Raw genomic sequence first — 23455 nt, 5'->3', positions numbered from 1 at the left:
GCTCTTCGGAGCAGGTTTTTTTATGCCTGTCACACTCGAAACGGGGGCGGCGCAGGCACCAACAAAAAAGCCAGTCAGGAGCTGACTGGCTTTTTATTGGTGCTTATCGGGGATCAGTCGATGAGACTGGCCCACAGGTCGTACTCGTCCGCTTCGTCGATGCGAACCTTGACCATGTCGCCGGGCTTGAGGCCGGTTTCACCGTTCAGGTAGACCAGACCGTCGATCTCGGGGGCATCGGCGGCGGAGCGGCCGGTGGCTCCCTCTTCGTCCACCTCGTCGATCAGCACCAGCATCTCCTTGCCGACCTTGCGGGCCAGCTTGCGGATGGAGACCTGCTGCTGCAGCTCCATGAAGCGCTGGAAGCGCTCTTCCTGCACTTCTTCCGGTACCGGATCCGGCAGCTCGTTGGCCTTGGCGCCCTCGACCGGGCTGTACTTGAAGCAGCCGACCCGATCCAGTTCCGCCTTGTCGATGAAGTCCAGCAGCATCTGGAACTCTTCTTCGGTCTCGCCGGGGAAGCCGACGATGAAGGTGGAGCGCAGGGTGATCTCGGGGCAGATCTCGCGCCACTTCTGGATCCGCTCCAGGGTGCGCTCGACGGTGCCGGGGCGCTTCATCAGTTTCAGGATGCGCGGGCTGGCGTGCTGCAGCGGGATGTCGAGGTAAGGCAGTACCTTGCCGTCGCGCATCAGCGGGATGACGTCATCCACGTGCGGGTAGGGGTAAACGTAGTGCAGGCGCACCCACATGCCGAGCTTGGCCAGCTCTTCGCACAGGGCCACCATGCTGGTCTTGACCGGCATGCCGTCGTAGAAGCCGGTACGGTGCTTGACGTCGACGCCGTAGGCGGAGGTGTCCTGGGAGATCACCAGGATCTCCTTCACGCCGGCCTCTTTCAGGCGCTTGGCCTCGGCCAGTACCTCGCCGATGGGGCGGCTCACCAGATCCCCGCGCATGGAGGGGATGATGCAGAAGGTGCAGCGGTGGTTGCAGCCTTCGGAAATCTTCAGATAGGCGTAGTGACGGGGGGTCAGCTTGACACCCTGGGCCGGCACCAGGCTGGTGAAGGGGTTGTGGGTCGGCTTCTCCACGTATTTGTGGACGTGGCCGAGCACCTCTTCATAGGCGTGGGGGCCGGTGATCTCGAGCACCTTGGGGTGGATCTCGCGGATCTGGTTCTCTTTGGCGCCGAGGCAACCGGTGACGATTACTTTGCCGTTTTCGGCCAGGGCCTCGCCGATGGCTTCCAGCGACTCCTGCACCGCGCTGTCGATGAAGCCGCAGGTGTTGACCACCACCAGCTCCGCATCGTCATAGCTGGGCACCACGTCGTACCCTTCGGTACGCAGCTGGGTCAGGATGCGCTCGGAATCGACCAGGTTTTTGGGGCAACCCAAGGAGACGAATCCTACTTTGGGGGCCTGTTTTGTGTTGGACATCGCTCAATCACTCTTAGGTGGCTCTAGTTTTAGGGCGCGGATTTTACCGGAATGGCTAACCAAAAACTATACAGCCGGCACGTCGGAAGCGAACAATCTCTTTGCCCGGGCCACAATGGGCCGTCAAAGGAGAAAACCATGGTGGCAACAGGCCTTGCCGGCCGGTCAGCGGGGCCCTGATGTTTGTTGCTGACGCTTGAGTCAATTTGGCAGGAGAGTGAAAACAGGGGTCACTATACTCCCTGCAGGAATAGCAGAAGGACGTGCGGGATGGAGAGTTCATTTGGCGAAAAAGTGCAGAACGTGCACGCCACGCTCAGGCAGCGGTTTGACAAGTTGAGCCGGGTTGCGGTCGCCATCTACGACCAGCAGACGGACAAGCTCAAGACCTTTGCCCACAGCACGGAGGGGGGCTCGCCGCTGTTGCAGTACGAGGTGAAGCTGAGCGAGGTGCCCTCCCTGCGCTATCTGGCCGAGCGCCAGCAACCCAGGGTGCTCGATACCCTGGGCTCGCTGCAAGGGTCCCCCGCCGAGCACAGCCGCAAGCTGCTGGCGGCCGGTTATGAGTCGAGCTACACCGAGCCGCTGCTGTTCAACAGCCGGCTGTTTGGTTTTCTGTTTTGCGATGCCAGGGAGCCAGGCTATTTCGATGCGGCCATTCGCGGTGAACTGGCGGCTTATGCCCAGATCCTGGCAGCCATCATTGCCGTTGAGTTCTTCTCCATCCAGACCCTGAACGGGGCGCTGACCACGGCGCGGGAGTTCAGCCGCTACCGGGACGAGGAGACCGCCAACCATCTGCACCGCATGTCGGCCTATTCGCGGCTCATCGCCTGCGAGGTGGCGGCTCATTACCCCCTCAACGACGAGGAGGTGGAGTTCATCCATCTCTTCTCCGAGCTGCACGACATCGGCAAGATTGCGGTGCCGGACGCCATCCTGCTCAAACCGGGCAAGCTGACCTCGGAGGAGTACGCGGTGATGAAGATCCACCCGCTCAAGGGACGAGAGATGATCGCCCTGATGATCAAGGAGTTTGGTCTGGACGGCATCCATCACACCGACATGCTCAAGAACATCATTGCCTACCATCATGAACGTTTCGACGGCCAGGGTTACCCGGAGGGGCTGGCAGGGCAGGCGATCCCGCTGGAGGCCCGCATCGTCACGGTGGCGGATGTGTTCGACGCGCTCACCAGCGAGCGTCCCTACAAGCAGGCCTGGCCGTTCGAAACGGCCTTCGAGTACCTCAAGACCCATGCAGGCAGCCAGTTCGACCCCGTTTGCGTCGCGGCGGCGCTGCGCAGCAAGGAGGCGTTTCGCGCCATCCATCAGCAGTATCGGGATCCGGCCATAACCTGACCTCTCGTTCACGCTCTCGGTGCTAGGGTCGGCTTGCCTACCGGGGTGAATGCCTGGGGGCGGGCTCTGCAATTTGATAGAGATGCTCGGAGCAAGCGCTTGCGCAGCCACAAGGCCGGTCGCTAGTGCCCTGGCGCTCTGCCGCTAGCCGGGTTTGGCGCCACCAGAGCAGGGCGCTCATGGCCAGGATCAATGCGAAGGAGGCCAGCATGCTCAGCAGCAGGTGTGACATGATTTGTCCCCCTGTTGATGATTGCAGCCGCACTGCTCCGCCTGGTGACAACCACTTTCCCTACCGATCTGTTCCCCCTTGCGGCCGTTGCAGGATGGCCGGATCCCCTTGATAAGACCCCCGGCCTTGCTGGCCTTGCGGCGTGACGGACTGCCCTGGCTGGCGTCGGTCAGCGGCTGAAAGTGGGCAGCAGACAGATCAAGGTGCGCCGAGCGGTACTGCCATACCGATATCCCGGCATCGAGCAGTCGGCCCAGCATGTGCTCACCGATGTTTCGCACCAGCACCTGAGTGACGGCATGGGCCTGTAGCGTCGCCAGCAGGGCCTGTTTGCCACGGCAACCCTCGCCGTTGGCCGGGTTGGACATGGTCGCGAGCACCTCGCCGGCTGGACTGACAATCTGCAGCTGCTCAGCCCGGCTGACGTGGGCGGATGGCTGGCCCCGGCTCAACAGGATGGCATGGTTGCCTGGCACGGCTGCTGTATTCACGTTCTGGTTCATTGCGCGGTTTCTCCACCGGGTTGCGGGACGTCGGTTTGCATCAACAGGGCCTTACCTAAGCTCAGGCATTCCACCACCTTGTAGCGGGCGCGCTTGAGGGTATTGGCCAAGGTCTGGCGAGAAACGCCCATGAGTCGGGCGGCCTCCTGTTGCTGCATGCCCTCCAGATCTACCAGGCGCAGCGCCTCAAACTCATCGGCGGCGAGGGCCACCTGCTCCAGTTCATGCATGGGGACACCATTGGGCTTGAAGCAGCTGTTGGCGGGGCGCCCGCAGATACGACGGGCTATTTTTGGTCTCGGCATAACGACTCCTAATTTGCATATGCCACATATACGCCGCATAAATAGCATATGCAAATTAAAGAAAAATGTAATTGAAAGGCATGATCTTGTTGAGAGGGGAGGTTGCGGCTTTACGAGCAGAATTGGTGGCAACTTGATCATTTCAATGATTCTTGTATAGTTGAAATAAAGGTGCATCCAACGAGAGACAAACATGAACAAAGAGACGGCCACCAAGGTCTTTGAATCGCTGGCATCCGGGATCAGGCTCGATGTGTGGCGGCTGCTGGTCAAGGCGGGGCTGGATGGGCGGGTCGCGGGCGAGCTGGCCGGCGAGCTCGACATCGCCCCCAACACCCTGTCGTTTCATCTCAAGGCGATGCTCAATGCCGGCCTCTTGTCGGTGGAGCAGGAGGGGCGCTTCCTGCGCTACCGCGCCAATATCCCCTTGATGCTGGATCTTATCGGCTATCTCACCGAGGAGTGCTGCGCCGGCCATCCGGAGGCGTGCGGCATGATGCGCGCCGAGTCTACTTGCTCACCCCATGTGCTGCCTGCGCAGCCCTGCTGCCACAAGGAGTAATGCCATGTCAGTCATTCAGATTTTCGACCCCGCCCTCTGCTGCGCCAGCGGCGTCTGCGGCACCGAGGTCGATCAGGCGCTGGTCACCTTCGCCGCCGATCTGGCCTGGGCCAGGGAGCAGGGCGTTGCCATCGAGCGTTTCAATCTGGCCCAGCAGCCGCTGCAGTTTGCCGAAACACCTGCGGTCAGCGCCTTTCTCACCCACGCCGGGGAGGAGGGGCTGCCGCTGGTGCTGGTGGAGGGTCAGGTGGTGCTGACCGGACGTTATCCGAGCCGTGGCGAGCTGGCCCGCTATGCCGGACTGCCCGCGCCGCAGGCCACCATCAAGGGCATAGTGAAAGCGGCCTGCCGTCCTGGCAGTGGTTGCTGCTAAGACATTGATATTCCAAACCATGTCGTAACGGGAGAGGCTATGTATCACTTTCTGACCAATCCGCCGCCGTTTCTCTTCTTCACCGGCAAGGGCGGGGTGGGCAAGACCTCGCTGGCCTGCGCCAGCGCGGTGGCCCTCTGCGATGCCGGCAAACGGGTGCTGCTGGTGAGCACGGATCCCGCCTCCAACGTGGGGCAGGTGTTTGCCACCGACATCGGCAATCGCATCACCGCCATCGCCGCTGTGCCCGGTTTGTCGGCGCTGGAGATAGATCCCCCGGCGGCGGCCAAAGCCTATCGGGAGCGGATCGTCGGCCCGGTGCGCGGCAAGTTGCCCGAGCGCGTGGTGCGCAGCATCGAGGAGCAGCTCTCCGGCGCCTGCACCACCGAGATCGCCGCCTTTGACGAGTTCACCGCCCTGCTCACCGACCCGGCGCTGCGCTCGGAGTATGACCATATCCTCTTCGACACCGCCCCCACCGGCCACACCATCCGCCTGCTGCAACTGCCGGGGGCCTGGAGCGAATTTCTGACGCAGGGCAAGGGGGATGCTTCCTGCCTGGGCCCGCTGGCGGGGCTGGAGAAACAGCGCAACCAGTATGCCGAGGCCGTCGCGGCGCTGGCCGACGACGCTCGCACCCGGCTGGTGCTGGTGGCGCGCGCCCAGCACTCCACCCTGCGGGAAGTGGCCCGCACCCATGAGGAGCTGGCCGCCATCGGCCTGGCAAACCAGCAGCTGGTGATCAATGGCCTCTTCCCCGAGGACGCTATCGCCGGTGACACGCTGGCGCAGGCCATCTGGCGGCGTGAGCAGCAGGCCCTCGCCGACATGCCGCAGGGAATAAAGGGGCTGGCCTGGGATCAGGTGCCGCTGCTGGCCACCAATCTGGTGGGGCTCGACAGTTTGCGCCAGCTGCTGCAACCACAGGATGCTGGTGGGCAGGCGCCACTGGCAACGTCAGCCCATCTGCCAGCCCAGCCCGAGTTGAGTTCGCTGGTGGACGAGCTGGCCGCCGACGGTCACGGCCTCATCATGCTGATGGGCAAGGGCGGGGTGGGTAAAACCACCCTGGCGGCGGCCGTGGCGGTGGAGCTGGCAAGCCGCGGCCTGCCGGTTCACCTCACCACCTCGGATCCGGCCGCGCACCTCGGCGAGACGCTGGCAGGCAGCCTGCCCCATCTCGAGGTGAGCCGCATCGACCCCCGCGCCGAGACCGAGCGCTACCGCGCCCAGGTGCTGGCCAGCAAGGGGGCGGCACTGGACGAGCAGGGGCGGGCGCTGCTGGAGGAGGACTTGCGCTCCCCCTGTACCGAGGAGATCGCCGTGTTTCAGGCCTTCTCACGCATCACCCGCGAGGCGGGCAAGCGCTTCGTGGTGATGGATACCGCCCCCACCGGCCACACCCTGCTGCTGCTCGATGCCACCGGCGCCTACCACAGGGAGATTGCCCGCCAGATGGGGGGCAAGGGGCTGCACTTCACTACTCCCATGATGCAGTTGCAGGACCCCAAACAGACCAAGGTGCTGATCGTCACCCTGCCCGAGCCCACCCCGGTGCAGGAGGCGGCCAATCTGCAGGCCGATCTGCGCCGCGCCGGCATTGAGCCCTGGGCCTGGCTCATCAACCACAGCTTGCAGCAGAGCGAGGTGAGATCCCCTCTGTTGCTGCGGCGGGCCGAGGGGCAACAGCCCCATATCGAGGCGGTCGAACGGCAGCACGCCAGCCGCTTTGCCGTGGTGCCGCTCTTGGCCGAGGAGCCGGTGGGGGCGGACGCCCTGCGCCGCCTCTGTCAGCATCACTGAACAAGGGCCCCGGCCGCGTGGTCGGGGCTGATGAACATTTGTCGTTAACGAAAGAGATGCGGGATGACCGCATCGGGAGCTGTTATGTCTGCAACCTGTGATGCCAAGGCAGTGCCTGCCATCGGCTTTTTTGAACGTTACCTCACCGCCTGGGTAGCCCTCTGCATTCTGGTGGGAATTGGTCTGGGCCAGGGCTTGCCGGATCTCTTCAAGGCCATCGGCGCCATGGAGGTGGCCAAGGTCAACCTGCCGGTGGGGCTGCTCATTTGGGTGATGATCATCCCCATGCTGCTCAAGATAGACTTCGGCGCCCTGCATCAGGTGAAGGGGCACCTCAAGGGGATTGGGGTCACCCTCTTTATCAACTGGCTGGTCAAGCCCTTCTCCATGGCCTTCCTCGGCTGGCTCTTCATCCGGGTGCTGTTTGCCGACTGGTTGCCGGCGGATCAGCTCGACAGCTATGTGGCGGGGCTGATCCTGCTGGCGGCCGCCCCCTGCACCGCCATGGTGTTTGTCTGGAGCCGCCTCACCAACGGCGATCCCTACTTCACCCTGTCGCAGGTGGCGGTGAACGATCTCATCATGGTGTTTGCCTTCGCCCCGTTGGTGGCCCTGCTGCTCGGGGTCTCCAGCATCATGGTGCCCTGGGATACCCTGCTCACCTCTGTGGTGCTCTATATCGTCATTCCAGTCATCATCGCCCAACTGCTGCGCAAGGCCTTGTTGCAAAAGGGGCAGGCCCATTTTGACAGCGTCATGACCCGCATCCAGCCCTGGTCGGTGGCGGCCCTGTTGCTCACCCTGGTGCTGCTGTTCGCCTTTCAGGGCAACGCCATTATCGAGCAGCCGCTGGTTATCGCCCTGTTGGCGGTGCCGATCCTGATCCAGGTGCTGTTCAACTCAGGATTGGCCTACTGGCTCAACCGCAAGGTGGGGGAGAAGCACTCGGTGGCCTGTCCCTCCGCCCTCATCGGTGCCTCCAACTTCTTCGAGCTGGCGGTGGCCGCTGCTATCAGCCTGTTCGGCTTTCACTCCGGCGCAGCGCTCGCCACCGTGGTCGGGGTGCTGATCGAGGTGCCGGTCATGCTGCTGGTGGTGCGCATCGTCAACGCCAGCAAACCCTGGTACGAAGCGGGGCTAAGCCGTTAACAGATGGCCGCTAACCCTTTTTATCCAATGTTTTTATTCACTTAAGCCATGAGAGACATGCCAATGAGTGCAATCACCATCTATCACAATCCAGAGTGCGGCACCTCCCGTAACACCCTCGAGCTTATTCGCAACAGCGGCGTCGAGCCGACCGTCATCCACTATCTGGAGACGCCCCCCTTACGCGATGAGCTGGTGGCGCTGATCGCCGCCATGGGGATGCCGGTGCGCGAGCTGCTGCGCAAGAACGTGCCTCCCTATGAGGCGCTCGGGCTGGCGGAAGATCGCTTCAGCGATGACGCACTGATCGACGCCATGCTGGCCCACCCCATCCTCATCAACCGTCCCATCGTGGTCACCCCCCTTGGCACCAGACTGTGCCGCCCCTCGGAGTTGGTGCTCGATATATTGCCCGATCAGCAAAAAGGGGCCTTCGCCAAGGAAGATGGCGAGCAGGTGGTGGACGAGCACGGCAAGCGGCTGCGTTGACAGGGAGCGGGGCCGAGCGTCACCGGCTTACCCGGACGGTGCAGATGCACTTACCGGGTGGGCGCCGGATCTGCTACTGTGACCCTCGACTCATCACAGCGGGGGAAACAGCATGAAGATTCGATTCCTGGTGATAGCCACGGCACTGGCGCTGACCTCGGCCCCTGGCCTGGCCGACTGGGCCAAGGTGAAGGCGGCCGCGACCGAGCTTGGCAACGCGGTGAGCGACACCAGCAAGGAGGCGTGGCAGAGCGTCACCGATTTCTCCAAGGCGACCTGGGCCTCGGTCTCCCAGTGGGGCTCGGAGGCGTTCAATACCGCCGGCGCCTGGACCGACAAGAGCGTGGCCACCGGCAAGGAGTGGCTGGCGGTGGCCGACAAGAAGCTCGACGAGATGCTGGAGCCCAAGACGGCGGACGAGGCGCGCCTTGCCCTCAATACCATGGCCGACACCGCGCTGGTGCGGCTGTTCAACGAACAGCCCTCGGCCAAGCTGTTGTTTGACAAGGCATACGGCTATGCGGTGTTCGACTCGCGCAAGTTCTCCCTGATGCTGCACACCAACCAAGGGGCCGGGGTGGCCGTCAACCGTTCCACCGGCAAGCACACCTACATGAAGATGTTCGGTGCCGGGCTGGCGGCCGGGCTGGGCGGCAAGTTCTATCAGCAGGTGATCCTGTTTGAGGACAAGGCCAGGTTCGATGCCTTCGTCAGCCAGGGCTGGGAGGCCACCTCCGAGGTGGGTGCCGTGGCGGGCAAGGAGAGCGCCGAGTTGACCGCCAAGTACAACGGCGGCATGGCCATCTACCAGATCGGCGAGAAGGGGCTGCTGCTGGACGCCAATATCTCGGGCTCCAAGTACTGGGTGGACAAGGATCTGACCCGCTGATTGAGCAGAGGGTGAGCAACCGCCAGTTTTTCTTCATACTGCGCGGATTGCCGTCTGTTTAATTGGTGCGAATTACAGTAAAAAGAGGGCCTTAGGCCCTCTTTTTTATGGGCGCAGCCAGGTTCGTCAGCAAGACAAGGAGAGTGGCATGACACAAGCATCAGCACAGGACGGGGCGGATGGAGCCCTGCGTCGGGAGTGGGACAAGCAGAGCATCTATCTGCGCCTGCAGGAGGGGATCCCCACGGCCTTCTGGGTCAGCGGGGATCTGGTCTCCCCCCTCGAGCCCGGCGCCGAGGGGGTGGCATACCAGGGCCACTTCGGCTGGGGGCGTGCCGACGAGGCGACCATGGCCCTGGCGCAGGCCATCGTCGCCAGGCTGGTGGCGGTAGGACTGGTTCCCCCCGAGCTGGCAGCGAGCCGCGCGGGCTACCTGCATGACGAGGTGCTGGTCAAGCTGCCCGCCGGGGAGCACTACGATCTCCACCTGAGCTATCTGAGGCTGCTGCTGGGGGAGGGGGCCGTGCCGCGCCCCTGAATGGCCGGCTCATCATCTCGGCGAGCATCCCAACCCCTGTTTCGAGGACTCTTCTCCCTAATTGGCACTCTTATTGCTTGGAGCCTGTCAGTGTCAATGATTTGTCTGGGGATGAAATATGGAAATCAGTGCAAGCAGCCTGATGCAAGAGATGCAGGCCCTCAAGGTGGAAGCCGGCGCCACGCCGCTCACCCAGCCTGGCCGTCAGGTCAGCTCCGATTTTGGTCAACTGCTGCAGCAGGCCCTTGGCAACGTCAACGAGCTGCAAGGGGCCGCCAACGATCTGCGCACCCGTTTCGACATGGGCGACAACTCGGTCGACTTGTCCGAAGTGATGATCGCCGGACAAAAATCCTCTATCGCCTTCGAGGCGACGGTGCAGGTGCGCAACAAGATGGTCGATGCCTACAAGACCATCATGAACATGCCGGTGTAACTCAGGCCCATGGCGACTGAGCATCATGAACATGTCAGCAATAAGGACATAAATCGTGGCTACTGATCAAAACGGCGAACTGCTGATGAACGATGAGGGCACCGCCGCCCTCGATGAGAATGAGCAGAAGAGTTCGGCTCTCGGCTTTCTCTCCAATACGGACGTGCTGCGCCAGATCACCCTGATCCTGGGGCTGGCCATCTGTCTGGCCATCGCCGTTTTCATCCTGTTGTGGGGCAAGGAGCCGGACATGCGTCCCCTTGGCACCTATACCACCCAGGAGTTGGTCAAGACCCTCGACTTCCTCGATCAGCAGAAGATCCCCTATCAGGTGGATGGCAAGAGCGTGCTGGTCAATGCCGAAAACTTCTCCAACATCCGGCTGGCGCTGACCCGTGCCGGTCTGGCCAACGCCACTGACGCCAGCACCGACGGGGAAGACATCCTGCTCAAGGACTCCAGCTTCGGGGTCAGCCAGCGGATGGAGAGCGAACGGCTCAAGCTGAGCCGCGAGCGCCAGCTGGCCAGCGCCATCGAACAGTTCCAGAACGTGGCCAAGGCCCAGGTGCTGCTGGCCATTCCCAAAGACAACGTGTTTGCCCGCAACGAACGCAAGCCCAGCGCCACCGTGGTGCTGAGCCTCAAGGGCAATGCCCTCGGTCAGGGGGAAGTGGACTCCATCGTCGATATGGTCGCCTCCGCCGTGCACGGTCTGGAGCCGACCCGCGTCACCGTGACCGACCAGAATGGCCGCCTGCTCAACTCCGGCTCCCAGGATCCCGTCTCTGCCCAGACTCGCAAGGAGTTTGCGATGCAGCAGAAGCAGGAGCTGGAATACAAACAAAAAATTGACGCCATCCTGATCCCGGTGCTCGGCGCCGACAATTATACGGCGGAGGTCGACCTCTCCCTCGACTTCTCCCAGCAGGAGCAGACCCGCAAGACCTACAACCCGGACCTGCCGGCGGTGCGCTCCGAAATGACCATGGAAGAGAACAGCGCCAACGGCAGCAACGGTGGCGTGCCTGGCGCGCTCTCCAACCAGCCGCCCGCCGCCTCCAACATTCCGCAGCAGGCGACCGGCCCCAACGCCGAGACCACCGCCTCCAGCTCCGGCCGCTCCCGTAAGGAGGCGACCCGCAACTTCGAACTGGATACCACCGTCAGCCATATCCGGCGCCAGATGGGTGGCATTCGCCGCATGACCGTCTCGGTGGCGGTGGACTACAAGTCGGCCACTGCCGCCGATGGCAAGGTGAGCCGCGAGCCGCGCACCCAGGCCGAACTCGATACCCTGCGTCGCCTGCTGAGCGGCGGCCTTGGCTTTGATGTGACCCGTGGTGATACTCTGGAGGTGGTCGCCATCCCGTTCAACCGGCCCGAGCTTGAAAACGTGGCCGAGGCACCGCTCTACGAGCAGCCCTGGTTCTGGCGCGCGGTGCGCATCGCCGCCTCCGTGCTGGTCATCATAGTGCTGATTGTCACCGTGGTGCGCCCCATGCTCAAGCGCCTGCTCTATCCGGATGCCAAGCCGGAAGGGGAACTGGATTTCGACAACCACACCGTGCTGGGTGGGGATGACGAGCTCAGTCTGCTGGCGGCTCAGGCCGAAGCCGAGCCGGTGTTCGGGGTACGTGACGGCCATCTGAAACTGCCGGATCTGCACCGTGACGAAGACTTGCTCAAGGCGGTACGTGCCCTGGTGGCGAACGAACCGGATCTGGCCGCACAGGTCATTAAAGAATGGGTAGCAAACAAAGATGGCTGACGAAAACAAGACACAGGTCACCGGCAATGACATCACCGACAGTCAGCGCCAGATCCTGGATCAGATGAGCGGCATGGAGATGGCGGCGGTATTGATGCTGAGCCTCAACGAAGAGGACGCCGCCCAGATCTTCCGCCATCTCGAGCCCAAGCAGGTGCAGCGGCTCGGCATGTCGATGGCCTCCATGTCGGATTTCAGTCACGACCGGGTGGCGGCGGTCCACCGTCAATTCATCGACGACATCCAGAAGTACACCAACATCGGTATCGGCAGCGAAGACTTCGTGCGCAAGGCCTTGGTGGCGGCCCTTGGCGAAGACAAGGCCAGCAACCTGGTGGACCAGATCATCCTGGGGTCCGGTGCCCGCGGCCTCGACTCCCTCAAGTGGATGGATGCCCGCCAGGTGGCCAGCATCATCCAGAACGAACACCCGCAGATCCAGACCATCGTCCTCTCTTATCTGGAGCCGGAGCAGTCCGCCGAGATCCTGAGCCAGTTCCCGGAGCAGGTGCGCCTCGATCTGGTGATGCGTATCGCCAACCTGGAAGAGGTGCAGCCGGCGGCACTGCAAGAGCTCAACGACATCATGGAGAAACAGTTCGCCGGTGCGGCGGGTGCCCAGGCAGCCAAGATGGGCGGCCTGAAGGCGGCGGCCAACATCATGAACTACCTCGACACCAACATCGAGGGTCAGCTGATGGACTCCATCCGCGAGTCGGACGAGGAGATGAGCCAGCAGATCCAGGACTTGATGTTCGTGTTCGAGAACCTCATCGACGTGGACGATCGCGGCATCCAGACCATGCTGCGGGAAGTGCCTGGCGATCTGCTGCAGCGGGCCCTCAAGGGCTCCGACGACCAGATGCGCGAGAAGATTTTCAAGAACATGTCCAAGCGGGCCGCCGAGATGCTGGCAGACGATCTGGAGGCCATGGGGCCGATCCGGGTCTCCGAAGTGGAAGCCGCCCAGAAGGAGATCCTCTCCATCGCCCGCCGTCTGGCGGATGCCGGCGAGATCATGCTGGGTGCCGGTGGCGGCGAGGAGTTCCTCTGATGAACGCTCGCTTCGACGTGCATAGCACTCCCGGCAGCGTGATGACGAGGAGTGCGGCAGCCAGATGAACAACAACAAACTGCGCGGCTATGTCAGACCCGACGGGGACGAGAGCCAGGTTCAGACCTGGGGTTGGCCTGAGATGGAGGTCGAGGCCGAGGTTGAGACCAATGCCCTCGGGCTGACCCCGGACTGGTATCGGCAGGAGGAAGAGGTGCCGGTCGAAGAGCCGGCCGAGGAGCCGGCCCCCAGCATCACCGCCGAGGAGCTGGAAGCTATTCGCCAGGCCGCCTGGGAAGAGGGGATGGCCGAGGGGCGTGACGCCGGTTACGCCAAGGGGCTCGAGGAGGGCAAGCTGGAAGGCTTGCAGCAGGGCCATGCCGCCGGACTGGAGCAGGGCAAGGAGGAGGGGCTGGCCCTCGGCCGCGAGCTGGTGGAGCAGCAGATGAGCCACTGGCAGGAACTGATCGATCGCCTTGCCAACCCGCTCAAGGAGCTGGACAGCGCGGTGGAGCAGCAGCTCATCGCGCTGGTGATGCAACTGGCCCGCGCCCTCATCCGTCACGAAGCCGAGACCTCGCCCAGACTGCTGCTCGAAGCACTCAAGCAGGGGCTGGCGCTGCTGCCCGCCGCCGAGCTGGGGGTTACCCTGATGCTGCATCCGGACGATCTGGCCCGGGTCGAGCAGGCATTTGGCGCCGAGGAGTGCGCCAAGCGCCATTGGCGACTGCAAAGCGATCCCACCCTCTCCCCCGGCGATCTGCAACTGGCCACCGAGCTCTCCAGCATCGACCTGACCCTCGCGGGGCGCATCGACCAGCTGCTGCGCAACTTTCTGCGGGACAATGCCGGCCAGGATGGCCGCGGCTAGCGGCCCTGCCTGCTTGCCCAGCCAATTTTTCAACGCATTCAACACCAGCTTTCAGGAGGCCGGATGAGCGGCTCGTTACTCAATCGGTTGCAGGGGTATCGGGTACGCGATATCGCCCCCAAACCCCCGGTGGCCGGCAAGCTTACCCGGGTGGTGGGCTTGACCCTGGAGGCCATCGGCTGTCGCGCCGCCATCGGGGCACTCTGTCGCATCGACACCCAGGACGGTTCGCTTGAGGCCGAAGTGGTCGGCTTCTCCGGCGATCGCCTGTTTCTGATGCCAAGCGAACAGCTCAAGGGGGTCATTCCCGGCGCCCGGGTGGTGCCCATCACCGAGGAGCATGGCATTCCGGTCGGCATGAACCTGCTGGGTCGGGTCATCGACGGCATCGGCCAGCCGCTGGACGGGCTCGGTCCCATCCTCTCTTCCCAGACGGTGCAGTTTGCCCAGCACCGCATCAACCCGCTCTCTCGCCGCCCGATCCATCAACCGATGGACGTGGGGGTGCGTGCCATCAACGCCGTGCTGACCGTGGGGCAGGGCCAGCGGATGGGGCTGTTTGCCGGCTCCGGCGTCGGCAAATCCGTGCTGCTCGGCATGATGACCCGCGGCTCGGTGGCCGACGTGGTGGTGGTGGGGCTCATCGGCGAACGGGGCCGCGAGGTGAAGGAGTTCATCGAGGAGATCCTGGGGGAGGAGGGGCGCGAGCGCGCCGTGGTGGTGGCGGCGCCGGCCGATGCCTCGCCGCTGATGCGGCTCAAGGGGTGTGAAACGGCGCTGGCCATCGCCGAGTACTTCCGCGATCAGGGGCTCAACGTGCTGCTGCTGATGGACTCGCTCACCCGTTACGCCCAGGCCCAGCGTGAAATCGCCCTAGCGGTGGGCGAGCCGCCGGCCACCAAGGGCTATCCCCCCTCGGTGTTCGCCAAATTGCCGGCGCTGGTGGAGCGGGCCGGCAACGGCAGCGACGGCCAGGGCTCGATCACGGCATTCTTCACCGTACTGACGGAGGGGGACGATCTGCAGGATCCCATCGCCGACGCGGCGAGGGCCATCCTCGACGGTCACATAGTGCTGTCGCGCGAGCTGGCCGACTCCGGCCACTACCCGGCCATCGACATCGAGAAGTCCATCAGCCGGGTCATGCCCATGGTGACCTCGCCGGAGCACATGGAGCTGGCGCGCACCCTCAAGCAGTTCTACTCCCTCTACCAGCAGAACCGGGATCTCATCACCATCGGTGCCTACAGCCAGGGCTCCGACCCCCGCATCGACCGGGCTATCATTCAAAAACCCTATCTGGATCAGTTCTTGCAGCAGGGAATGCGCGAGGTCATTCACTACGATGCCGGCCTGCAGGCCCTGCAACTGGTGGCCATGCCGCTGATGCGTTGACGAGAAGATGAAGGGGAGGCGTGACCATGAGTAAAGGCTTGATGATGTTGTCGGAGCGGCTGGTGGAGGCCGAGCAGCAGGCCGCGCTGGCGCTGGCCAAGGCCCAGCAGGATCTGAAAATCTTCCTGGAGCAGCAGGATGCGCTCAACCAGTACCGCCAGATCTACCACCAGCAGTGGACCGACCGCGGTCTGCAGGGGATCGGTGCCCAGCAGAACAGCCAGTATCACGCCTTCATCAACAAGCTCGAGCAGGCGGCGACCCAGCAGTACGAAGGGGTGCTGCAGGTGCGCCAGGCGCTGGAGCTGCGCCGGGAAGAGTGGCTGGCCGCCCAGCAGCGGCGCAAGGCGGTGGAGCTGCTGCTGGCCAAGCAGGCGGGGCGCGAGCAGCTTAAAGCCCAGCGCCAGGAGCAGAAGATGCTGGATGAGTACGCCACGCTGCGCCGTTTCCACCATTCTGGCCTGTAACTTGCTTTCTTCTTGCCATCCCGTGTGCGCCTCACTCCCTGCGGGGAGCTGAGGAGAAACCCGAAGCCGAATGCCGTCAGGAATCTTCACCATGATGCAGACACTGTTAACCAATTCTTCCGCCGCACCGACAGCCGCCGCTGCCGACAAGAGTGCGGTGCTGACGGCGAGTCAGGATGGTAGCGAAGGAGCCCTGCAGAGCGACGGCAAGGGCGGCTTTTCCGAGGTGATGAACCGGGTACAGCAGGCTGGCAAGGGCAATGCCAAAGCCGATGGCCATGTTGCCAACGCTGATGGCAAGGACGGGTCGCGGCCCGGCACTGGGCCGGAGCGTGCCGGTGCAGTGGAGAGCGACAAGCCGCTGCAGAACACCAAGGGCGAGGCTGCCAAATCTTTGGCGAATGAAGCCGAAGAGGCCGCTGGTGCCGACGACAAGCCACAGAAGGGGAGCGATCCCGACCCCGCCCTCACCCCCAACGACTTCCTGCAGCGTCTGCAGGATGCCCTCAAACAGGACACCTCCCTGGTCGCCCCGGCGGCCATCACTCTGGTCGCCAGCACACCCGGGGTCGAGACGGACGGCAAGATGTTGCCGCCGGATGACGCGCAGGCTGCGTCGGCCGAGACATCGGCCACCCTCACCCAGCCGCTCGCCGGCAGCGGTGACAAGCAGGGAACGACGACCGCTGCCGCCGCGCTGGCCCGTCAGGCTGCCAGCTTGCTCACGGGCGAAACAAGTGCACCGGTTGATGCGAAAGCCGCGCAGCCGGATGCCGTCGTGACGGATGACGCCGCCCTGGCGGCTCAGTTGCAGGAAGCCGGGAAAGAGGGCAGTGGCAAGGAGAGCGGCGCCGGTGGCGCCAATGCCGACCAGCATGCCGATAAAAATGGCAAGGATGCCAAGGGAAGCAAAAGCGAGCTCTCCGCCGCCGAGCGGGCGGCCTTGCAGAGCAAGGTGCCAGCCGCTGCTGCGGTAAGCGGACAGGATAAGGAGAACGCCCAAATCCAGATGGAGGGTGCCGACAAGGGGGCCAAGCCTGTGGTGCCGCCCATGGCCGGCAAGGATGAGCCTGCCAGGCCTTCCCCGCTGCAGACCACCCACAGCACAGTGGCCGCTCAGCCGGGCGCCGCCAGGGCGTTTGCCGAGGGGATGAGCCGGGCCGATGGCGAGGCGAACCTGACCTCTGAAAAGGCGCCGCCGCATGGCGTTGCCGAGGGGGATGGCCACTCCAGACCCGCGACGGCGGCCAAGACGGAGAGCCAGCCCGCGCCTGCAGCCGGCAGCACGCCGGCACCGGCCGCCCCCCCGAGCGAACCCGTGCTGGTGGCGCCGCAGCAGGTGCTGGCCAGCAGTGAGCCTCAGGGCCCGCAAGCCTCCCTGGCCAGCCTGTCGGCCGGACTCAAGCAGATGGAAGCCACCGAGCGCAGCGACAGCGCCAGAGGCCGAAGCGAGGTCAAGGTTGACCTGAAACAGAAAGCGGCAGAGCTGGCTCGCGGCACCAGCCAGGGCAGCAGTGAGACGACCGCCACCCCGGAGAGCAGCCACAGCCAGCAGGTTCAGCAGAACAGCCAGCCCCAAGCGGTCGGTCATGACAACCGGCCTGCCACCGCCGAGCTGGCCGCGCGGCGGGATCCCGCCAATCTGCCCCACCTCAAGCTGGCCGACCCGGAGGCGCCGGCCCAGCTGCACCAGAAGGTCAACCTGATGCTGGCGGACAAGCTGCAGCAGGCGGAGATCCAGCTCGACCCGCTCGGGCTTGGCAAGATGAAGATCCAGATCCAGATAGACTCCTCCAACCAGGCCAACGTGCACTTCGTGGTCCAGCACGGCCAGACCCGGGAAATGCTGGAGCAGGCCATGCCCCGGCTGCGTGATATGCTGGCAGGGCAGGGCATCCAGCTTGGCCAGACCCAGGTGCAGCAACAGCCGCAACAGCAGTCACAGGGGCAGTCGGGCTTCTCCGGTCAGGGCCAGCAGGGACAAAAAGGCAGCGGATCTTTTGCCGAAACAGGCCAAACTGAGGCAGAGGTCACGGGCGCCGGCATGAGTTTGTCGAGGGAATCGACAAACGACCGCGGAATTGATTTCTATGCTTGATGCCAGCCCGAGTAAGTTTATGATATCGAACAAGTTTGAGACTAGGGTGGACAAGGGATGGCAGACGATAACGAACTGACGCTGAAAGATCCGGCGGCAGGCAAGAAAAAGAAGCTGATCATGATTATCGCCCTGGCCGTGATTGTGCTGGGCGGCGGTGGCGCCGGCGCCTGGTTCATGCTGGCCGGCGGCGACAAGCCGGCGGCCGAAGCCGCGGGGGAGGGCAAGGATGCCAAGCCCAAGGAGGCGGCACCTCAGCCCTCGCTCTACGTGGGCATGCCGCGCCCCTTCGTGTTCAACGTCTCCGGCGGTCAGCGCGACCGGCTGGTGCAGATCAAGATCCAGCTGATGGTACGCGGTACCGCCGACGAAACGCTGGCCAAGCAGAATATCCCCCTCATCGAAGGCACCCTGCTGCGGGTCTTCAGTGCGGCCACCAGCGAGCAGCTGATGACCTTCGAGGGCAAAGAGAAGCTGCGCAAGGATTCACTGGAAGAGTGCCGTCGGGTGCTCAATGACCTGGTCTCTTCCCCCGTTATAGAACAAGTGCTGTTTACCGGCTTTGTCATGCAATAAGGGTGAAGCGTGAGCGATCTGTTAAGTCAGGACGAAATTGATGCCCTCTTGCATGGGGTCGATGATGTCGAAGAGGAGGAGATAGGCGCGGCGGGGGATCCCGGTGTCGCCCAGTTTGACTTTTCCTCCCAGGACCGCATCGTCCGTGGTCGCATGCCGACCCTGGAGCTGGTGAACGAGCGTTTCGCCCGCCACATGCGGATCAGCCTGTTCAACATGATGCGCCGCACCGCCGAGGTCTCCATCAACGGCGTGCAGATGCTGAAATTCGGCGAATACGTCCACACCCTGTTCGTGCCGACCAGTCTCAACATGGTACGTTTCCGCCCCCTCAAGGGGACGGCGCTCATCACCATGGAGGCGCGGCTGGTCTTCATCCTGGTGGAGAACTTCTTCGGTGGTGACGGCCGCTACCACGCCAAGATCGAGGGGCGCGAGTTCACCCCCACCGAGCGACGCATCATCCAGATGCTGCTCAAGCTGGTGTTTGAGGACTACAAGGATGCCTGGGCGCCGGTGATGGACGTGGGCTTCGAGTACCTCGACTCCGAGGTGAACCCGGCCATGGCCAACATCGTCAGCCCCACCGAGGTGATCGTGGTGAGTTCGTTCCACATCGAGCTGGACGGCGGCGGTGGCGACTTCCACGTGGCCATGCCCTACTCCATGCTGGAGCCGATCCGCGAGCTGCTGGATGCCGGCGTGCAGAGCGACAAGGGCGACACCGACGTGCGCTGGAGCAAGGCGCTGCGCGACGAGATCATGGACGTCAAGGTGGAGCTGCGGGCCAAGTTGCTGGAGACCGAGCTCACCCTGCGCGAGCTGATGGAGCTGCAGCCTGGCGACATCATCCCGGTGGAGATGCCGGAGAACCTGCTGGTGTTCGTGGAGGACTTGCCCACCTTCCACGCCAAGATGGGCCGTACCAAGGACAATGTGGCGCTCAAGATCACCGACAAACTCAAACGCCCGGAAGGGGTCAAGACAGAGATGCATCTGGTGACCCGGGGCGGCGTACGCATCGATGGCGAGGCCGAGCTGGAAGAGCTCGAGCGCAGCATCGGAGACCAACAGCAATAAACGACGGCCTGCCTGGGCAGACCGTCACGAAAACAGCATAAGGAATTCAAGATGAGCGGAACTGAGGAAGAGGATCTGATGGCGGACGCCTGGGCTGCCGCGCTGGAAGAGCAGGTGACTGCCGAAGCCAAGCCCGCTCCTCTCGAGGAGCTCAAGGACGATGCCCCCATCAGTGCCGAGGAGCGGCGCAAGCTGGATACCATTCTGGATATCCCGGTCACCATCGCCATGGAGGTTGGCCGCAGCCAGATCAGCATCCGCAACCTGCTGCAGCTCAACCAGGGCTCGGTGGTGGAGCTGGATCGGGTGGCGGGCGAGCCGCTGGACGTGCTGGTCAACGGCACCCTGATCGCCCACGGCGAGGTGGTGGTGGTGAACGACAAGTTCGGCATCCGGCTGACTGACGTCATCAGTCAGATTGAAAGGATCAAGAAGCTCAAATGATCCGCGTCTCCCCGTTGCTGCTGTTGTCCTTCCCCGCACTGGCTGAACCCGGTGCGGGTGCCAATCCGCCCAGCCTCACCTCCTGGCTGCTCTCCAGCCTGATGGTCATCGGCCTCATCCTGGTGCTCGGTTTCCTGCTCAAGAAGAGCAAGATTGCCACCGCCATGGGGGGCGGCCAGATGCGGGTCATCGCCAGCCTGCCGGTGGGCTACAAGGAGAAGCTGCTGGTGGTCAAGGTGGGCGAACAGCAGCTGTTGCTCGGGGTGACGCCGCAGCAGGTCAACTTTCTCTATCGCCTGGAAGAGCCGCTGGACGAGAGCCAGCCCCAGGCGTTCTCCCAGCAGCTTGGCAAATTGATGGGCAAGCATGAAAAAAGCTAACGGCTCACGGCCGCACGGTGGGCTGCTGGTCGGCCTGTTATCCCTCCTGATCCTCTGCTCGCCGCTGGCGCTGGCCCAGGATGGCATGTCGGCGGTCACCATCAAGACCATGGCGGACGGCAGCCAGGAATACAGCCTGACCCTGCAGGTGCTGGCGCTGATGACGGCGCTCTCCTTCCTGCCGGCCATGGTCATCATGATGACCTCCTTCACCCGCATCATCATAGTGCTCGGCATCCTGCGTCAGGCCATCGGCCTGCAGCAGAGCCCCTCCAACCAGGTGTTGATCGGCATCGCCCTGTTCATGTCGTTCTTCATCATGTCGCCGGTGCTGGATCGCATCAACAACGAGGCGCTGCAACCCTATCTGGCCGAAACCATCCAGGCCAAGGAGGCGCTGGAGCGGGCCGAGCTGCCCATCCACCAGTTCATGCTGGCCCAGACCCGGATCAAGGATCTCAACACCTTCATGGAGATAGCGAACGTGCAGGTGGACAAGCCCGCCGACGTGCCGCTGCGGGTGCTGATCCCGGCGTTCGTCACCAGCGAGCTCAAGACCGCCTTCCAGATAGGCTTCATGCTGTTTCTGCCCTTCCTGGTGATAGACCTGGTGGTGGCCAGTATCCTGATGGCGATGGGGATGATGATGCTGTCACCCATGCTGGTGTCGCTGCCGTTCAAGCTGATGCTGTTCGTCATGGTGGATGGCTGGAACCTCATTCTGGGATCCCTGGCCAACAGCTTCGGTCTGGGTGCCGGTGGTTAAGGGCGAACGACGCAAGGAGCGAATGGCATGAGTCCTGAAACCTTTATCGACGTGTTTCGCGAGGCGCTCTGGCTGGTCACCATCATGGTGTGTGCCGTGATCCTGCCGAGCCTCTGCGTCGGCTTGCTGGTGGCCATCTTCCAGGCCGCCACCTCCATCAACGAACAGACTCTGAGCTTTCTGCCCCGTCTCATCGTCACCCTGTTTGCGCTGGGGGCGGGGGCGCACTGGGGCCTGCAGAGTCTGATGGACTTCTTCATGCTGATGGTGAGTCAAATTCCCGAGGTGGTGGGATGAGTAGCCAGGCCGTGCGCCTGCCGCTGCCGCAGGCCGGCAGGGTGCCCGCATGACCTATACAACCGCTCTCATCATGGAGTGGTTGTCTTCCATCGTCTGGCCGTTGGCGCGAGTGAGCGGGCTGCTGATGGTGATGGCAGTGTTCGGCAGCCGGCTGACCCCGGCCCGCATTCGCATCAGCCTGGCGCTGGCGCTCACCCTGATGATCGCCCCTCTCTTGCCCGCCATGCCCAGGATTGAGCTCTTCTCCGTCGGCAGTTTTCTGGTGCTGGGGCAGCAGCTGCTGATCGGCATCGCCCTCGGCCTGATGACCCAGTTTCTGATGGAAAGCTTCGTGATGGCCGGCCAGATCATCGCCATGCAGACCAGCCTGGGGTTTGCCACTCTGGTGGATCCCATGAACGGCCAGTCGGCCCCTGTGGTGGGTCAGTTTTATCTGATGCTGGCGACCCTGGTGTTTCTGGCGGTGGATGGTCACCTCATCATGCTGCGCATGGTGGTGCTGAGCTTTGATACCCTGCCGGTGTCGGACAGCGGCCTCAGCCTGCCCTCCATTCGCGATCTGATCGGTTTTCTCGGGGTCATGTATCAGGCCTCGCTGGTGATGGCGCTCTCCGCCATCGTCGCCCTGCTGCTCATCAACTTTGCCTTTGGCGTCATGACCCGCGCCGCCCCTCAGCTCAACATCTTCAGCATCGGCTTTGCGGTCAGCATGATGTCGGGCCTGCTGATCCTCTGGCTCACCATAGGTGGCTTCCTCGGCCATTTCGACAGCATGTGGGAGCGGGTGCAGGAGACCAGCTGCACCCTCATCGGCACCCAGTGTCTGGGGGGCCAGTAAGATGTCGGCGGCAGGCTGGGGGGCCCATTGCACGGGATGGATTGCCTGGACCTGCCCTGTTGGCATGGTGCGACTGAACAACGGCGCTCAGGCGGGTTTGATACCTGATTGCCTCAACCTGTGCGGGGGTCAGCATGGCTGATACCGATCAGGAACGTACCGAACAACCCACGGGCAAACGTCTGCAACAAGCCCGGGAAAAAGGGCAGATTGCACGATCCAAGGAGCTGGGCACCGCCAGCGTCCTGCTGGCGGCCGTATTCGGCCTGCTGATGGTCAAGGAGAGCCTGGCCGGCGCCATGGTCAAAGTGCTCACCATGGGCTTTACCCTGGACAGGGAGCAGGCGTTCGATCCCAACGCCATGATGACCATGCTGCCGGCCCTGCTGCGCGAACTGCTGCAGCCTCTTGGTCTGCTGTTCATGCTGGTGGCCATCGCGGCCTTCGTCGGCAACGTACTGATGGGGGGGATGAACTTCTCCTCCGAGGCCATGCTGCCCAAGTGGAGCAAGCTGAGCCCCCTCAACGGCATCAAGCGGATGTTCGGGGTGCAGTCCCTGGTCGAGCTGATCAAGTCCATCGCCAAGGTGGTGTTCATCACCCTGTTCGCCTGGTGGATGCTCTCCAGCCAGTTCAACCACCTGCTCAACCTCTCCCTCGAGGGCTACCCGGGCGGCATCATAGACGCGCTGGATCTGCTGCTGTGGATGCTGATCATCCTCTGCTGCGCCCTCATTCCCATCGTCGCCATCGACGTGCCGTTCCAGCAGTGGAACCACATGCGCCAGCTCAAGATGACCAAGCAGGAGGTCAAGGACGAGTTCAAGGACAGCGAGGGTAAACCCGAGGTGAAAGGGCGGATCCGTCGCCTGCAGATGGAGATGGCGATGCGCCGCATGATGGGGGACGTGCCCAAGGCGGACGTGGTGATCACCAACCCGACCCACTACTCGGTGGCGCTCAAGTACGATTCCGCCAAACCTGGTAGCGCGCCCAAGGTGGTAGCCAAGGGTACCGATGAAATCGCAATGAAGATCAGGGAGATAGCCCGAGAGTACGAGATCCCTGTGATGCCCTCTCCGGCGCTGACTCGCGCCATCTACCATGCTACCGAGATAGGCCACGAGATCCCGGAGGGGTTGTTTGCCGCCGTGGCCCAGGTGCTGGCCTACGTCTATCAGCTCAGGAAGTTCCGCCGTGGCCGTGGTCGCCGCCCCAACCCGCTGGCCAAGGATCTGCCCATCCCGCCCGAATTTCGCAAATGACAAACTTCTGACACAGTCAAAATAAAATCATTTAATTTCAATGGGTTGCATTGTTGGCTTGATGTTTGCT

At 63.2% G+C, this 23455-nt stretch carries 26 protein-coding genes; 23 read left to right on the top strand and 3 right to left on the bottom strand.

Going from position 1 to position 23455, the window contains the following annotated elements; translation table 11 throughout:
- Nucleotides 1–113 precede the first annotated feature (113 nt).
- On the bottom strand, nucleotides 114–1442 hold the full coding sequence (rimO, locus tag ACB031_RS11325) for a 30S ribosomal protein S12 methylthiotransferase RimO (protein ID WP_085735300.1): 1329 nt from the start codon (nucleotides 1440–1442) through the stop codon (nucleotides 114–116).
- A 270-nt stretch (nucleotides 1443–1712) separates the two neighbouring features.
- Between rimO and ACB031_RS11320 the strand changes: the two genes are divergently transcribed.
- Nucleotides 1713–2804 (top strand): HD domain-containing phosphohydrolase, encoded by a 1092-nt coding sequence (locus tag ACB031_RS11320; protein WP_371139562.1) that lies wholly within the window; start codon nucleotides 1713–1715, stop codon nucleotides 2802–2804.
- 213 nt (nucleotides 2805–3017) lie between these two features.
- On the opposite strand, the gene ACB031_RS11315 is transcribed toward ACB031_RS11320, so the two are convergent.
- Entirely contained in the window at nucleotides 3018–3539 is a 522-nt protein-coding gene (locus ACB031_RS11315) for a NifB/NifX family molybdenum-iron cluster-binding protein (RefSeq protein WP_371139561.1), read from the bottom strand.
- The gene (locus ACB031_RS11310; RefSeq protein ID WP_024942928.1) at nucleotides 3536–3844 is read right to left on the bottom strand and encodes a DUF134 domain-containing protein; all 309 of its coding nucleotides are present in this window, start codon (nucleotides 3842–3844) and stop codon (nucleotides 3536–3538) included. The genes ACB031_RS11315 and ACB031_RS11310 overlap by 4 nt, the downstream gene beginning before the upstream one ends.
- Before the next feature lie 193 nt (nucleotides 3845–4037).
- Here ACB031_RS11310 and ACB031_RS11305 point away from each other — a divergent pair, with 193 nt between their 5' ends.
- From ACB031_RS11305 to flhB, 22 genes are all read left to right on the top strand, one after another.
- On the top strand, nucleotides 4038–4406 hold the full coding sequence (locus tag ACB031_RS11305; RefSeq protein WP_005298747.1) for a helix-turn-helix transcriptional regulator: 369 nt from the start codon (nucleotides 4038–4040) through the stop codon (nucleotides 4404–4406).
- A 4-nt stretch (nucleotides 4407–4410) separates the two neighbouring features.
- Nucleotides 4411–4779 carry an arsenite efflux transporter metallochaperone ArsD gene (gene arsD, locus ACB031_RS11300; protein WP_005298749.1) on the top strand — a complete coding sequence of 123 codons (369 nt, stop codon included), beginning with the start codon at nucleotides 4411–4413 and terminating at the stop codon, nucleotides 4777–4779.
- A gap of 39 nt (nucleotides 4780–4818) precedes the next feature.
- Nucleotides 4819–6582, top strand: a complete 1764-nt coding sequence (arsA, locus tag ACB031_RS11295; protein ID WP_371139560.1) for an arsenical pump-driving ATPase — start codon at nucleotides 4819–4821, stop codon at nucleotides 6580–6582.
- 84 nt (nucleotides 6583–6666) lie between these two features.
- Nucleotides 6667–7731, top strand: a complete 1065-nt coding sequence (arsB, locus tag ACB031_RS11290) for an ACR3 family arsenite efflux transporter (RefSeq protein WP_337079321.1) — start codon at nucleotides 6667–6669, stop codon at nucleotides 7729–7731.
- Between the two features lie 63 nt (nucleotides 7732–7794).
- Nucleotides 7795–8220: a glutaredoxin-dependent arsenate reductase gene (gene arsC, locus ACB031_RS11285; protein ID WP_337079320.1), complete on the top strand. Its 426-nt coding sequence runs from the start codon at nucleotides 7795–7797 to the stop codon at nucleotides 8218–8220.
- 112 nt (nucleotides 8221–8332) lie between these two features.
- A complete protein-coding gene (locus tag ACB031_RS11280; protein ID WP_005298756.1) occupies nucleotides 8333–9109 on the top strand; it encodes a hypothetical protein in 777 nt (258 codons plus the stop codon).
- A 148-nt stretch (nucleotides 9110–9257) separates the two neighbouring features.
- On the top strand, nucleotides 9258–9647 hold the full coding sequence (locus ACB031_RS11275; RefSeq protein ID WP_017778745.1) for a hypothetical protein: 390 nt from the start codon (nucleotides 9258–9260) through the stop codon (nucleotides 9645–9647).
- 118 nt (nucleotides 9648–9765) lie between these two features.
- On the top strand, nucleotides 9766–10083 hold the full coding sequence (gene fliE, locus ACB031_RS11270; RefSeq protein WP_005298759.1) for a flagellar hook-basal body complex protein FliE: 318 nt from the start codon (nucleotides 9766–9768) through the stop codon (nucleotides 10081–10083).
- Between the two features lie 55 nt (nucleotides 10084–10138).
- Nucleotides 10139–11851, top strand: coding sequence for a flagellar basal-body MS-ring/collar protein FliF (gene fliF / locus ACB031_RS11265; protein WP_005298761.1), 1713 nt, complete (start codon nucleotides 10139–10141; stop codon nucleotides 11849–11851).
- The gene (gene fliG / locus ACB031_RS11260) at nucleotides 11844–12905 is read left to right on the top strand and encodes a flagellar motor switch protein FliG (RefSeq protein WP_005298762.1); all 1062 of its coding nucleotides are present in this window, start codon (nucleotides 11844–11846) and stop codon (nucleotides 12903–12905) included. Before fliF ends, fliG begins: the two co-directional genes overlap by 8 nt.
- A 64-nt stretch (nucleotides 12906–12969) precedes the next feature.
- On the top strand, nucleotides 12970–13776 hold the full coding sequence (fliH, locus tag ACB031_RS11255; protein ID WP_371139559.1) for a flagellar assembly protein FliH: 807 nt from the start codon (nucleotides 12970–12972) through the stop codon (nucleotides 13774–13776).
- 63 nt (nucleotides 13777–13839) lie between these two features.
- Nucleotides 13840–15171, top strand: coding sequence for a flagellar protein export ATPase FliI (gene fliI, locus ACB031_RS11250; protein ID WP_005298767.1), 1332 nt, complete (start codon nucleotides 13840–13842; stop codon nucleotides 15169–15171).
- A gap of 26 nt (nucleotides 15172–15197) precedes the next feature.
- On the top strand, nucleotides 15198–15638 hold the full coding sequence (fliJ, locus tag ACB031_RS11245; RefSeq protein ID WP_005298769.1) for a flagellar export protein FliJ: 441 nt from the start codon (nucleotides 15198–15200) through the stop codon (nucleotides 15636–15638).
- A gap of 91 nt (nucleotides 15639–15729) precedes the next feature.
- Nucleotides 15730–17736 carry a flagellar hook-length control protein FliK gene (locus ACB031_RS11240; RefSeq protein WP_371139558.1) on the top strand — a complete coding sequence of 669 codons (2007 nt, stop codon included), beginning with the start codon at nucleotides 15730–15732 and terminating at the stop codon, nucleotides 17734–17736.
- A 57-nt stretch (nucleotides 17737–17793) separates the two neighbouring features.
- A complete protein-coding gene (gene fliL / locus ACB031_RS11235; protein ID WP_005298773.1) occupies nucleotides 17794–18312 on the top strand; it encodes a flagellar basal body-associated protein FliL in 519 nt (172 codons plus the stop codon).
- Between the two features lie 9 nt (nucleotides 18313–18321).
- A complete protein-coding gene (gene fliM, locus ACB031_RS11230) occupies nucleotides 18322–19392 on the top strand; it encodes a flagellar motor switch protein FliM (protein ID WP_005298775.1) in 1071 nt (356 codons plus the stop codon).
- Nucleotides 19393–19443: 51 nt separating this feature from the next.
- Entirely contained in the window at nucleotides 19444–19836 is a 393-nt protein-coding gene (gene fliN / locus ACB031_RS11225) for a flagellar motor switch protein FliN (RefSeq protein ID WP_005298791.1), read from the top strand.
- A complete protein-coding gene (gene fliO, locus ACB031_RS11220; RefSeq protein ID WP_017781141.1) occupies nucleotides 19833–20216 on the top strand; it encodes a flagellar biosynthetic protein FliO in 384 nt (127 codons plus the stop codon). Before fliN ends, fliO begins: the two co-directional genes overlap by 4 nt.
- The gene (gene fliP, locus ACB031_RS11215) at nucleotides 20203–20982 is read left to right on the top strand and encodes a flagellar type III secretion system pore protein FliP (RefSeq protein ID WP_010634623.1); all 780 of its coding nucleotides are present in this window, start codon (nucleotides 20203–20205) and stop codon (nucleotides 20980–20982) included. Before fliO ends, fliP begins: the two co-directional genes overlap by 14 nt.
- Before the next feature lie 27 nt (nucleotides 20983–21009).
- The gene (fliQ, locus tag ACB031_RS11210) at nucleotides 21010–21279 is read left to right on the top strand and encodes a flagellar biosynthesis protein FliQ (RefSeq protein WP_005298799.1); all 270 of its coding nucleotides are present in this window, start codon (nucleotides 21010–21012) and stop codon (nucleotides 21277–21279) included.
- A gap of 49 nt (nucleotides 21280–21328) precedes the next feature.
- Nucleotides 21329–22120 carry a flagellar biosynthetic protein FliR gene (gene fliR / locus ACB031_RS11205; protein ID WP_371139557.1) on the top strand — a complete coding sequence of 264 codons (792 nt, stop codon included), beginning with the start codon at nucleotides 21329–21331 and terminating at the stop codon, nucleotides 22118–22120.
- A gap of 134 nt (nucleotides 22121–22254) precedes the next feature.
- Nucleotides 22255–23385 carry a flagellar biosynthesis protein FlhB gene (gene flhB, locus ACB031_RS11200; protein ID WP_017766597.1) on the top strand — a complete coding sequence of 377 codons (1131 nt, stop codon included), beginning with the start codon at nucleotides 22255–22257 and terminating at the stop codon, nucleotides 23383–23385.
- Nucleotides 23386–23455: the final 70 nt, after the last annotated feature.

Source organism: Aeromonas sp. S8(2024) (assembly GCF_041403085.1).
Lineage (GTDB): Bacteria > Pseudomonadota > Gammaproteobacteria > Enterobacterales > Aeromonadaceae > Aeromonas > Aeromonas dhakensis.
The sequence above is the reverse complement of the archived record's forward strand: the minus strand, read 5'-3'. Positions and strand labels throughout refer to the sequence as shown.